Source organism: Micromonospora sp. NPDC004551, from assembly GCF_040609975.1.
Classification (GTDB): Bacteria; Actinomycetota; Actinomycetes; order Mycobacteriales; family Micromonosporaceae; genus Micromonospora.
In genome coordinates this window covers 53,522-65,911 of sequence record NZ_JBEXLM010000008.1, presented here as the reverse complement: position 1 = coordinate 65,911, position 12,390 = coordinate 53,522, and the positions used below count along the sequence as shown (strand labels likewise).

Genomic DNA, 12,390 nt, shown 5'->3' with positions numbered 1-12,390 from the left:
GTGGGGAGGAAATCGACCCGTGAGTGTGCTCATCGACAAGTTCGACGTCTTCGCGGGTGGATTCTGGCTCACCCTCCAGATCTGCGTACTCGCTGCGATCGGCGCCCTGATCCTGGGCGCCGTCGTGGCGGTGCTGCGAATCTCCCCGGTGCCACCGCTGCGGGCGCTCGGCACCGCGTACGTGAACATCTTCCGGAACATGCCGCTGACGGTGGTCATGTTCTTCGCCGCCTTCGGGCTGCCGGCACTCGGCTCCAACGCTGACTTCCTGCGCATCCCGGGGCTGGACGCGATCTTCAAGCGGCTCGGCACAGACCTCCCGTACTTCCGCTTCGCGCTCATCGCGCTGGTGCTCTACACGGCGGCGTTCGTCTGCGAGGCGCTGCGCTCCGGGGTGAACGCGGTCCCCGCCGGGCAGGCCGAGGCGGCCCGTTCGCTGGGCCTCACCTTCGGCCAGAACCTCCGGTACGTGGTGCTGCCGCAGTCCTGGAAGGCATCCGTGGTGCCGCTCGGCTCGGTGATCATCGCGATGATCAAGAACTCGGCGCTGGTCGGCTTCTTCGGCGTCGTCGGCGACCTGTCCCAGACCGCCGACCAGCTCACCTCGGCCGGCGGCTACGCCTTCATCCCGGTCGCCATCGGCATCTCCGTCGGATACCTGATCATGACCGTGCCGCTCGGTGCCCTCCTCGACCGGATCGAGAAGCGACAGGCGGTGGCCCGATGAGCCAGCAGACCAGCGTCCTCTACGACGTCCCCGGCCCCCGCCAGCGGCGGATCACCCTGATCGGCAGCCTGATCGCCACCGTGGTGGTGCTCGTCGGGGCGTACTTCCTGATCTACCGGCCGCTGGCCGACAAGGGCCAGTTCTCGATGGAGCTGTGGGGGCCGCTGGTCGACCCCTCCAACGAGAACTTCTCCCAGGTCTGGGACCGGATCGGCCTCGGCCTGAAGAACACGTTGACCGCCGCCGCGCTGGCCATCGTCGCCTCCCTCGTGGTCGGCACCCTGATCGCCGTGCTGCGGATCCAGCTCAAGAGCCTGACCCGGCGGCGCTTCACCGGGTTGGCGGCGCCGCTGGCCTACCTGCTGCGCGGGCTGAGCTGGCTGCTGTCGGCGGTGACCCGGGTCTGCGTCGAGGTGTTCCGGGGCCTGCCCGTGGTCCTCACCATCTTCTTCGTGGCGCGCGGCTTCCCCGAGTTCGGCATCTCGTTCGACACGCTGTGGTACCTGGTCATCGGCCTGACCATCTACAACTCGGTGGTCATCGCCGAGATCCTCCGGTCCGGCATGGAGGGCCTGCCCGGCGGTCAGGCCGAAGCCGCCGCCGCGATCGGGCTCTCGCCCGCACAGACCACCCGGATGATCCTGCTCCCGCAGGCGTTCCGGATCATGCTCCCGGCGCTGATCAGCCAGCTCGTCGTGGTGCTCAAGGACACCTCGCTCGGCTTCATCATCAGCTACGAGGAGACGCTCAACATCGGCAAGCAGATCATCGGCGTGCTGGGCAACCCGATCCAGGTGTACGCGGTGATCGCGGTGCTGTTCATCGCCGTGAACTACTCGCTGTCGAAGCTCGCGCAGTTCGTCCAGCGCCGGCTCTCCCGGGGCCGCAAGACCGCCGGCACCCCCGCGCAGAACCCGCCGCCCGCGGCACTGATGTCGCAGGCCGAGGGCGCCGGCGGCAACTGAGCACCTGACGTAGCGGAAGGGCCGGCCCGGTGATCCGGGCCGGCCCTTCACGTAATCGCTGCCGTCAGCGGGCGATCTCGGTGACCCGGGACTCGCGCACCACGGTCACCCGGATCTGACCCGGGTAGGTCAGCTCCTCCTCGATCTGCTTGGCCACGTCGCGGGCCAGGACCGCCGCGCCGATGTCGTCGACGTCGTCCGGCTTCACCATCACCCGGATCTCCCGGCCCGCCTGCATGGCGAAGACCTTCTCCACGCCCAGCTTGCCGGCCGCGATCTCCTCGATCCGCTCCAGCCGCTTGACGTACGCCTCCAGGCTCTCCCGCCGCGCCCCCGGCCGGCCGCCCGAGCAGGCGTCCGACGCCTGGGTGAGCACCGCCTCGATGGTCTGCGGCGGCACCTCGTTGTGGTGCGCCTCGATGGCGTGCACCACGTCCTCGCTCTCCCCGTACTTGCGGGCCAGGTCGGCGCCGATGATGGCGTGGCTGCCCTCGACCTCGTGGGTGAGCGCCTTGCCGATGTCGTGCAGGAACGCGCAACGCTTGATGGTGGGCACGTCCAGCCGCAGCTCGGCCGCCATGGTCCCGGCGATGTGCGCGGTCTCCACCAGGTGCTTGAGCACGTTCTGCCCGTACGACGTCCGGTAGCGCAGCCGGCCGAGCAGGGTGACCAGCTCCGGGTGGATCTCGGTGATGCCGACCTCGACCAGGGCGTCCTCGGCGGCCCGGTGGCAGAGCTCCTCCACCTCGTGCCGGGCCAGGTCGTAGACCTCCTCGATCCGGTGGGGGTGGATCCGGCCGTCGAGCACCAGCTTCTCCAGCGTGAGCCGGCCGACCTCCCGGCGCACCGGGTCGAAGCAGGAGAGCAGGACCGCCTCGGGGGTGTCGTCGATGATCAGGTTGACCCCGGTGACCGACTCGAAGGCACGGATGTTGCGCCCCTCCCGGCCGATGATCCGCCCCTTCATCTCGTCGCCGGGCAGGTGCAGGACGCTGACCACGCTCTCCGCGGTCTGCTCGCTGGCCACCCGCTGGATGGCGTCGACGACGATGTGCCGCGCCCGCTGCTCGGCGGTGCCACGCGCCTCGGCCTCGATCTCCCGGACCAGCAGCGCGGCCTCCCGCTTGGCCTGCCCCTCGATCGACTCCACCAGCTCGGCCCGGGCCGTGTCCGCGGTCAGCCCGGCCACCCGCTCCAGCTCGCGGCGGCGCTGCTCCTCCGCCTCGGCGAGCGCCTGCTCCCGTTCCACGAGAGCAGCCTCCCGGGCCGCCAGCGCGGCGCTGGCGGCGGTGAGCTGCCGCTCCCGCTCGGCGAGCCGCTCCACCTCCTCGGTGTGCAGCCGCTCCCGCTCGTCCATCCGGGCCGCCCGCCGCTCGACCTCGGCGGCCTGCTCCCGGGTGGTCGCGGCGAGCACCGCCACCTCCCGCTCGCCGCTGCGCCGGGCGGCGGCGCGAAGCTGCTCGGCGTCCGCCTCGGCCTGCTTGTGCGCCCGTTCCAGCACGGTGTCGGCCTCGGCCCGGGCGTCGTCGAGCACCCGCCGGGCCTCGGCCCGGGCCGCCTTCGCCTCGGCCTTCGCGCCGGCCGCCTCGGCACGAGCCGCCGCGGCGGCCGACTTCGCCACGTCGATCGTGCTGTTCGCCTCGTCGGCGGCGCTGCGGAGGGCCGCGAGGGACTGCTCCTGGCGGTCCTTCTCGGCGATGAAGGCCGGATCCTCGGGCGGCGGCGCGAGACTCAGCCGCCGCAGCGTGCGCACGCCGAACAGGACGGCGCCGACCACCACCACGACGAGCAGCAGCACGACCGCGAGGATGACGACGTCGAAGGCGCTCATGCGGCCCCTCCGGGCCGGCTTCCGCCCACACCGATCAGGTCCGGCGCGCCCGCCGAGATCAGGTCGGACCCGCCGAGTGCGCTCCGTTGCGACCCGCTCATCGCTGTCGGGTGCGACCCGGCCGCGGCACTCAGGCGCGACCCGCCTGATGCCGTCGGGTGCGGGCTGTCGGCCGGTGAGGAGCGTCCGGCAGCGCGTGGAAGACCGCCGGTGAACCTCTGCCGCCCCGCCATGGCCGCCTCCCCTGAACGTCGGCACCGCAGGCGGCGTGCGGACGGCACGCACCTGCGGCTCTGGACGCCCGACCGGAGCGGCTGGCTGTGGGTAGCTTTCCGTCGGCGGTGCACCCCGTGGGGACATCGCCGGCGGCCGGTTGCAGTTGTCGGTCGGCTCCGGACGCACCGTCCCGGAGCTGCCGTCAAAGGCCGGTGTAGCTGGCCAAAGTGATGCTGTTCTGTTACGCGATCTATGTTGTGCGCTTAGCCTGCGCTGGTCGGGCAAAGTGAGCCTGTATGGCGAGGCTAGGTCGCCAGGGGCCGTTCGGTCAAGGACTCATGATCAAACCACCCGGACGGAGAGAAGTTGAGGCGTCACGCAGAGCTGTCCAGATGCCGGACACGGCCGGACAAATCTCACCGGTTGCGGCCGCCCCGGTGACGTTCCCGGCCTGCTCAGGGCCGCAACGCGACCACAGCGGCCCCGGTTCCGCGGTGACCCGTCGTCGGACCGCCGCGCCCACAACTCACCGCAAGAGTGATTCGCGTTTCACCACCCGCCCGGCCTACCGGGAGGTGACGGCGCGGCGTGACCTGCCGTTCGAGGCGAACGACAAGTCTCCAAGATCTCGCCGCGTACCCCGACGGTAGGAGAGCACAGCCGGCTCAGTTCGCGCCGAGAGCGCGGGCCGCCGCAACCAGCGCCACGTTGTCGGCGGCGACGCTGCCGTCCGGCAGGACCAAGGTGTCCTCCAGGCCGATCCGGGTGTCGAGGCCACGGCGCACCGCCTCGGCGAGCACCGGCCAGGTCGCCGGGCCTTCGCCGTGCAGCAGCACGGGCGGACGGTCGGGGGGCAGCGCGGCGAGGATGGCGGCGGCGTCGGCGAGGGCCACGTCGACCGGTTCGGCCAGGCACTCGACGAGGACCCGGCCGGTGGGCGCCGGCCAGCGGCGCCAGGCGTCGACCGCCGCCACCGTCCAGAGGCCGGCCTCGACCATGACGCCCCGCTCGTGCAGGGCGGCCGCGACGGCCGCCGCGCCGGGTTCGTGGGCGTTGACCGAGGCGAAGTCCGGCAGCACCGTCCAGGCGCGTACGGCGGCGACCCGGTCGGCCGGCTCGGGGGCGATCCAGGCGCCGGTGCTCACCCCGACGGGCAGGCCGGGCCGGGCGGCCCGGATCGCGGTGACCGCCGCGGCGATGACGCCCGGGTCGAGCGACTCGCCGCCGTCGGCGTCGCGGGGATGTACGTGCACGGCCGCGACCCCGGCCGCCGGGCACCGGGCCGCCTCGGCCGCCAATTCGTCGGGCGTCACCGGCACCGCCGGATGCTCCGCCCGCCGCCGCCCGCCGTTCAGACACGCCTTCAGCACGCCGCTCACCTCTCCACCGGTGCAGGCCGTTCACCGGGCCGCCGACGGCGCCGGTTGGGACGAGGTCGTCCGAGTCGATCCGGACGTCGCTCGGACGGGGTCAGTCGAGGGGGCGCGAGGCGGGGTCGAGGTCGTGCTCGGCGTCGGCAAGGGCGTCGGCGTCGATGTGCTCGGCGAACTCGGCCGCCTCGGCGCTCTGCGCGGCCAGCGCGTCCTTCACGGCGCGGATGGCCACGCCGGCCGGGTAGCCCTTGCGGGCCAGCATGCCGACCAGGCGGCGGAACACCGCGTCGGGCTCGCCCCGGGACGAGCGCAGCTTCCGCTCCACCAGGGCCCGGGCGGTCTCCGCCTCGGTCTCCTCGTCGAGCTCGTCCAGGGCCTCGCTGGCCACCTCGCCGTCGACGCCGCGCTGGCGCAGCTCGTTGGCGAGCGCCCGGCGGGACAGCCCGCGGCCGGTGTGCCGGCTGCTCACCCACGCGCGGGCGAAGGCAGCGTCGTCCACGATGCCGACCTCGTCGTAGCGGTCGAGGACCTGGTCGGCGACCTCCTCGGAGATGCCCCGCTTGGCCAGGGCGCCGGCCAGCTCGGCGCGGGTGCGCGGCCGGACCGCGAGCTGCCGCAGGCAGATCTCGCGGGCCAGCTCGGCCTCGTTCCGGGGCGGCGCGGGTGTCGCCTCGGCGTCGGGCTCCTCGACCCGGCCCCGGCGGCCGCGGCGCGGCCGGGGTGGAGTGGTGGCGTCACCCGGGCGGGGCGGGCTGGCATCCCAGCCACGCCCCGTGCGGGCACGTCGTCCTGCCACGGGTCAGCCGGGGATCAGAAGTCGACCGGCGGCAGCTCCGGGCCGCCGGCGGCGTCGCCCGCGCCGGTGCCGACGCCGAGCTTCTCCAGGATCTTCTTCTCGATCTCGGCCGCCACGTCCGGGTTCTCCCGGAGGAACTCGCGGGCCTTCTCCTTGCCCTGGCCGAGCTGGTCGCCGTCGTAGGTGTACCAGGCGCCGGACTTGCGGATGATCGCCTGCTCCACGCCGACGTCGATCAGCGAGCCCTCGCGGGAGATGCCCTTGCCGTACATGATGTCGAACTCGGCCTGCTTGAACGGCGCCGCGACCTTGTTCTTCACGACCTTGACCCGGGTGCGGTTGCCGACCACGTCGGTGCCGTCCTTGAGGCTCTCGATGCGGCGCACGTCGAGCCGGACCGAGGCGTAGAACTTCAGCGCCCGGCCACCGGTCGTGGTCTCCGGGCTGCCGAACATCACGCCGATCTTCTCGCGGAGCTGGTTGATGAAGATCGCGGTGGTGCCGGTGTTGTTGAGCACACCGGTGATCTTCCGGAGCGCCTGGCTCATGAGCCGGGCCTGGAGACCCACGTGGCTGTCGCCCATCTCGCCCTCGATCTCGGCGCGCGGCACCAGGGCGGCCACCGAGTCGATCACGATGATGTCGATGGCGCCGGACCGGACCAGCATGTCGGCGATCTCCAGCGCCTGCTCGCCGGTGTCCGGCTGGGAGACCAGCAGGGCGTCGGTGTCGACGCCGAGGGCCTTCGCGTATTCCGGGTCGAGCGCGTGCTCGGCGTCGATGAAGGCGGCGATGCCGCCGGCCCGCTGCGCGTTGGCCACCGCGTGCAGGGCGACCGTGGTCTTACCGCTGGACTCGGGACCGTAGATCTCGACGACCCGGCCGCGGGGCAGGCCGCCCACGCCGAGCGCCACGTCGAGCGCGATGGAGCTGGTCGGGATGACCGCCGTCTGGACGACGGGCCGCTCCCCCAGCCGCATCACCGAACCCTTGCCGAACTGCTTGTCGATCTGAGCGAGAGCAAGGTCGAGTGCCTTCTCCCGGTCAGGCCCTGCCGCCATCGTTGCCACCCCTGCCTTCGCCGGCGTCTTTCCTGAGCTTCGCGTCACGCGGACACGCTAGGCGCTGGGTCCGACAGAAAACCAGCCGACGGGCCGCGAGCTGTGGACGAGCACCCCGCTGTGGACAATAGCCGAACAGGTGTACGACTCGACAAGCGACACGCGGAACCCGCGGAAAGGCTGCTCAGCGTAGTCGCGCCGGCACCCGGTCGGGATACGCGGCGACCACGGCCCGCCACACCACGTGCGTCTCCTCCCCCGCCGCGAGGGCCTGCTCGATGGTCCGCCCGCCGAGCTGGGACAGCACCTGGTCGCTGGCGATGCTGGCCGCGTAGCCCGGCCCGAACGCCTCCTCCAGTCGCGCCCAGAAGTCGGTCAGCCGCACGTGTCACTCCTCCTTGCCGGGCAGGTCGTCCACGGGACGCCCGAGCTTGCCGGGCACCTCGTCCACCGGACGCCCGAGTTCCTCCGGCACCGCGACCGGCGCCGGACGCAACGCTAGCGCCACCAGCGGCACCACCGCGATCGCCGCCAGCAGGGTCAGGGTCGGATAACCCACGGCCCGCATGACAAACCCGCTCGCCGCCGCCGCGCCCGCCCCGGCCAGCCCCATGACCAGGTCGGACAGGCCCTGCACGCCGGGCCGGTCGGCGGTGGGCACCGACTCGGACAGCAGGGTCGAGCCGGCCACCATGGTGCCCGACCAGCCCAGCCCGAGCAGGGCCAGACCCACCGAGAGCAGCGGCGTGTGGTGCCCGGCGGTGCCGGCGACCGCGCAGGCGGCCACCAGCAGGGCCACCCCGCCCAGGATCACCGGGCGCCGGCCCAGCCGGTCGGTGAGCCAGCCGACCAGCGGGGAGAGCGCGTACATGCCGGCGATGTGCAGGCTGAGCACGATGCCGACCACCCGCAGCACGTCGGCGTCGGAGTGCGACTCGCCGAGGCGTACCGGGGTCATCGACATGACGGCGACCATCACGAGGTGGCCCATGGCCACGGCGGCGATGCCGAGGCGGGCGGCGGGCCGCTCGCGTACCGTGCGCCAGGCCGCCGTCATGCCCGCGCGGCGCCGGGCGGTCCCACCGGGCGCCGCGACCGGATCGGCCGGGGTCTCGGCCGCCGCCAGCCGGCGCGCGGTGAGCAGCGGGTCCGGCCGGAGCAACACCGCCAGTACGGCGGCGGCCAGCACGAACGCCACGGCGGAGAAGGCGAACGGGCCGGCCAGGGCCGGCAGGCCCCAGCCGCGGGTGGTGGCGTCGGCGAGCGCGGCGAAGTTGGGCGCGGCCACCGCGCCGATGGTGGTGGCCCACACGACCAGCGAGAGCTGGCGCCCCCGGCGGGCCGGCTCGGCCAGGTCCACGGCCGTGTAGCGGGCCTGGAGGTTGGCCGCGGTCCCGCCGCCGAAGAGCAGCATGCCGACGAAGAGCAGCGGCACCATCTGGGCCACGGTGGCGACCACCACCAGCACGCCACCGGCCGCCCCGACCAGGTACGCGGTGACCAGCCCCGGCCGCCGCCCCCGGGCGGCCATGAGCCGGGTGACCGGCACGGCGAGCAGCGCGGCGCCGACCACCCCGGCGCTCTGTGCCAGCCCGGCCAGCGCGGTCCCGGCGACCCGGGCGGCGAGCAGCGCGCCGACCGAGATGCCGATGGTGACGCCGATGCCGCCGATGATCTGGGTGCAGAGGAGCAGCCGGACGGTGCGCCGCTGGATCGGGGCGACGTCGAGCCGGCTCGGCGCCGGTGTGGTCAGGTCGGTGGCCATGGCGGATGCTCCTGGAGGTAAGGGGTCATCATCCTCCCGCACCCGACCGGCTCGCCGGCACCCGGTTTCGCTAAAGGCCGAGGCCCCGGCCGATGATCTCCTTCATGATCTCGGTGGTGCCGCCGTAGATGGTCTGCACCCGGCTGTCCAGCCAGGCCTTCGCCACCGGGTACTCCAGCATGAAGCCGTAGCCGCCGTGCAGCTGCACGCAGCGGTCGGCCACCTTGTTCTGCAGCTCGGTGGTCCACCACTTGGCCTTCGCCGCGTCGGTCACCGAGAGCCGGCCGGCGTTGTACTCGGCCACGCAGTGGTTCACGAAGGTGCGCGCGATGGTGACCTCGGTGTCCAGCTCGGCCAGGAGGAACCGGTTGTGCTGGAAGCGCCCGATCGGCCGGCCGAACGCCTCCCGGGAGCGGGCGTAGTCGAGGGTGAGCGCGAGCAGCTTCTCGGCCGCGGCCACCGCGGCGACCGCGATGCTCAGCCGCTCCCGGGGCAGGTTGGCCATCAGGTGGTAGAAGCCGTGGTTCTCGGTGCCGATCAGGTTCTCCGCCGGCACCCGGCAGTCGTCGAAGAACAGCTCGGCGGTGTCGTTGGCCTTCAGGCCGACCTTGGCCAGCCGCCGGCCCCGGCCGAAGCCGGGCGTGCCGGTCTCGACCACGATCAGGCTCACGCCGTGCGCGCCCTGGTCGGGGGCGGTCTTGGCGACCACCACCACGAGGTCGGCCAGCTCGCCGTTGGTGATGAACGTCTTCTGCCCGTTGAGCACCCAGCTGTCGCCGTCGCGGACCGCGCTCGTGCGGATGCCGGCCAGGTCGCTGCCCGCGCCCGGCTCGCTCATGGCGATGGCGGTGACGAGGCCGCCGGAGCAGAAGCCCGGGAGCCAGCGCTTGCGCTGGTCGTCGGTGGTCAGCTCGGTGAGGTACGGGGCCACCACGTCGTTGTGCAGCCCGAAGCCCAGCCCGGTGCAGCCGGCCACGATGATCTCCTCGTCGAGCACCGCGTTGAACCGGAAGTCCCGCTGCCCACCGCCGCCGTGCTCGGGGTCCACATCCATGCCGAGCAGCCCGGCCGCGCCCGCCCGGCGCCACACCTCCCGGTCGACGATCCCGTCGGCCTCCCAGCGCTCGTGGTGCGGCACGGCCTCCCGGGCGAGGAACTGGCGGCACAGGTCCCGGAAGTCTTCGTGGACGGGTTCGTAGAGATGCTGCTCCATGGCGACGAGTGTGCCCGCCGGCGCGGCCGGCGGGAAGGGGCCGCCCGGCAAGGCAAACCGCCATCAGCTCTTGACGACGCTATCCGTTGCACCTCTATTCTCACGGCACGATTTCCGTGGACCCTGATCCGCTGGCGCAACGTTAACCGTAGGACTGAGGAGCGCCCATGTCAGCCGGGCCCGCCACCCCCGCCGTCTCCCTCCGCGGGCTGTGCAAGTCGTTCGGCGCGGTGGAGGCCGTGGCCGGCGTCGATCTGGACATCGCCGACGGCGAGTTCTTCTCGATGCTCGGGCCGTCCGGCTCGGGCAAGACGACGGTGCTGCGCATGATCGCCGGGTTCGAGCCGCCGAGCGCCGGGAGCGTGCTGCTCGGCGGGCGTGACGTCACCCGGCTGGCCCCGTTCGAGCGGGACGTCAACACCGTGTTCCAGGACTACGCGCTGTTCCCGCACATGACCGTGCGGCAGAACGTCGAGTACGGGCTGCGGGTGCGCAAGGTGGGCCGCGCCGAGCGCCGGGCCCGGGCCGCGGAGGCGCTGCGTGGCGTACGGCTTGACGGTCTGGCTGACCGGCGACCGGCCGCGCTCTCCGGCGGGCAACGCCAGCGGGTGGCCCTGGCTCGCGCGCTGGTCGTCCGGCCGAAGGTGCTCCTGCTCGACGAACCGCTCGGGGCGCTGGACCTGAAGCTGCGCGAGCAGATGCAGGTGGAGCTGAAGGCGCTCCAGCGGGAGGTGGGCATCACCTTCGTCTTCGTCACCCACGACCAGGAGGAGGCGCTCACCATGAGCGACCGGGTGGCGGTCTTCGAGAACGGCCGGATCGCCCAGGTGGGCACGCCCGCCGAGGTATACGAGCGGCCCGCCACCCCGTTCGTCGCCGGCTTCGTCGGCACGTCCAACCTGCTCAGTGGCGACGTGGCCCGCTCGGTGCTCGGCCGCGACGGCACCTTCTCCATCCGGCCGGAGAAGATCCGGCTCGACGGCCAGCCCGCCACCGACGAGGAGACGTCGGCCACCGGCAGGGTGGCCGAGGTCGTCTACGCCGGGGCGAGCACCCGGTTCGTCGTCGACCTCGACGCCGGCGCCCGGCTGGTCGTGACGCAACAGAACCTGACCACCTCCTCGGCCGACGTGGCGGCACTGCGCGGCACCCCGGTCCGCCTGGCGTGGCGCACCGAGCACGCCGTGGCCGTACCCGTCCCCGCCGTACCGACCCCCCTTGCGAAGGAGAGCGCTCATGCGTACCGGTAGAACCCTCACCGCGCTCGCCGCGGTCGGCCTGCTCGCCCTGACCGGCTGCGGCGACGGCGGCACGACCACCGGCGGCTCCGGCCCGGGCGGCATCAAGCCGCCCAAGATCGACAAGCTCGCGGCGCTGGGCACCGGCGAGGGACAGGTCAACGTCGTCGCCTGGGCCGGGTACGTCGAGGACGGCTCCACCGATCCGAAGGTGGACTGGGTCACCGACTTCGAGAAGCAGACGGGCTGCCAGGTCAACGTCAAGGTCGCCGGCACCTCCGACGAGATGGTGACCCTGATGAAGACCGGCGAGTACGACGTGGTCTCCGCCTCCGGGGACGCCTCGCTGCGGCTGATCTACGGGGGCGACGTCGCCCCGGTGAACACCGACCTGATCAGCAACTACAAGGACATCTTCGACGGGCTCAAGCTGAAGCAGTGGAACTCCGTCGACGGGGTGGCCTACGGCGTCCCGCACGGACGCGGCGCGAACCTGCTGATGTACCGCACCGACGTGGTCAAGCCCGCCCCGACCTCCTGGGGCGCGGTGTTCGACGCGAACTCGCCCTACAAGGGGAAGATCACCGCGTACGACTCGCCGATCTACCTCGCCGACGCGGCGCTGTACCTGATGAAGCACCAGCCGGAACTGGGCATCAAGAACCCGTACGCGCTGGACGACAAGCAGTTCGCCGCGGCCGTCGACCTGCTGAAGAAGCAGAACGAGCTGATCGGCGAGTACTGGTCGGACTACACCAAGGAGGTGCAGGCCTTCAAGGCCGGCAACTCGGTTCTCGGCACCACCTGGCAGGTCATCGCCAACCTGGCCACCGCCGACAAGGCCCCGGTCGAGGCGATCCTGCCCGAGGAGGGGGCGACCGGCTGGTCCGACACCTGGATGATCTCCGCCAAGGCGAAGCACCCGAACTGCGCGTACCGCTGGATGGACCACATCATCTCGCCGAAGGCCAACGCGGCGGTCGCCGAGTGGTTCGGTGAGGCGCCGTCCAACAAGCTGGCCTGCGCCGAGACCGCCGACAAGAACCACTGCGCGACGTACCACGCCGAGGACGAGTCCTACTTCGAGAAGGTCTGGTACTGGAACACCCCGGTGCAGCAGTGCCTGGACGGGCGTACCGACGTGAAGTGCAAGGACTACGCGGCCTGGACCCAGGCCTGGACGACGATCAAGGGCTGAGGTGGCC

Annotated in this window: 11 protein-coding genes; 4 read left to right on the top strand and 7 right to left on the bottom strand. The window is 72.2% G+C overall.

Annotated features, from left to right (window positions below):
- Positions 1–19 precede the first annotated feature (19 nt).
- Together ABZW14_RS12340 and ABZW14_RS12335 are read left to right on the top strand one after the other, a co-directional pair.
- Positions 20–727 carry an amino acid ABC transporter permease gene (locus ABZW14_RS12340; protein ID WP_355344094.1) on the top strand — a complete coding sequence of 236 codons (708 nt, stop codon included), beginning with the start codon at positions 20–22 and terminating at the stop codon, positions 725–727.
- The gene (locus ABZW14_RS12335) at positions 724–1,692 is read left to right on the top strand and encodes an amino acid ABC transporter permease (RefSeq protein ID WP_355344091.1); all 969 of its coding nucleotides are present in this window, start codon (positions 724–726) and stop codon (positions 1,690–1,692) included. Before ABZW14_RS12340 ends, ABZW14_RS12335 begins: the two co-directional genes overlap by 4 nt.
- Positions 1,693–1,756: 64 nt before the next feature.
- On the opposite strand, the gene rny is transcribed toward ABZW14_RS12335, so the two are convergent.
- The 7 genes from rny to ABZW14_RS12300 all read right to left on the bottom strand — a co-directional run bounded on the left by rny (position 1,757) and on the right by ABZW14_RS12300 (position 9,947).
- The gene (gene rny, locus ABZW14_RS12330) at positions 1,757–3,523 is read right to left on the bottom strand and encodes a ribonuclease Y (protein ID WP_355344088.1); all 1,767 of its coding nucleotides are present in this window, start codon (positions 3,521–3,523) and stop codon (positions 1,757–1,759) included.
- An 881-nt stretch (positions 3,524–4,404) separates the two neighbouring features.
- A complete protein-coding gene (locus tag ABZW14_RS12325; protein ID WP_355344085.1) occupies positions 4,405–5,109 on the bottom strand; it encodes a 3-keto-5-aminohexanoate cleavage protein in 705 nt (234 codons plus the stop codon).
- Positions 5,110–5,209: 100 nt separating this feature from the next.
- Positions 5,210–5,908, bottom strand: coding sequence for a regulatory protein RecX (locus tag ABZW14_RS12320; RefSeq protein WP_355344082.1), 699 nt, complete (start codon positions 5,906–5,908; stop codon positions 5,210–5,212).
- A gap of 14 nt (positions 5,909–5,922) precedes the next feature.
- A complete protein-coding gene (gene recA / locus ABZW14_RS12315) occupies positions 5,923–6,969 on the bottom strand; it encodes a recombinase RecA (RefSeq protein WP_091269420.1) in 1,047 nt (348 codons plus the stop codon).
- A gap of 184 nt (positions 6,970–7,153) precedes the next feature.
- On the bottom strand, positions 7,154–7,354 hold the full coding sequence (locus ABZW14_RS12310) for a DUF3046 domain-containing protein (protein WP_073832642.1): 201 nt from the start codon (positions 7,352–7,354) through the stop codon (positions 7,154–7,156).
- Between the two features lie 3 nt (positions 7,355–7,357).
- Positions 7,358–8,734, bottom strand: a complete 1,377-nt coding sequence (locus ABZW14_RS12305; protein WP_355344078.1) for an MFS transporter — start codon at positions 8,732–8,734, stop codon at positions 7,358–7,360.
- Positions 8,735–8,804: 70 nt separating this feature from the next.
- The gene (locus ABZW14_RS12300) at positions 8,805–9,947 is read right to left on the bottom strand and encodes an acyl-CoA dehydrogenase family protein (protein WP_355344075.1); all 1,143 of its coding nucleotides are present in this window, start codon (positions 9,945–9,947) and stop codon (positions 8,805–8,807) included.
- A gap of 167 nt (positions 9,948–10,114) precedes the next feature.
- Between ABZW14_RS12300 and ABZW14_RS12295 the strand changes: the two genes are divergently transcribed.
- Both ABZW14_RS12295 and ABZW14_RS12290 read left to right on the top strand, forming a co-directional pair.
- On the top strand, positions 10,115–11,197 hold the full coding sequence (locus ABZW14_RS12295) for an ABC transporter ATP-binding protein (protein ID WP_355344072.1): 1,083 nt from the start codon (positions 10,115–10,117) through the stop codon (positions 11,195–11,197).
- The gene (locus ABZW14_RS12290) at positions 11,184–12,383 is read left to right on the top strand and encodes an ABC transporter substrate-binding protein (RefSeq protein ID WP_355344069.1); all 1,200 of its coding nucleotides are present in this window, start codon (positions 11,184–11,186) and stop codon (positions 12,381–12,383) included. The genes ABZW14_RS12295 and ABZW14_RS12290 overlap by 14 nt, the downstream gene beginning before the upstream one ends.
- Positions 12,384–12,390 lie beyond the last annotated feature (7 nt).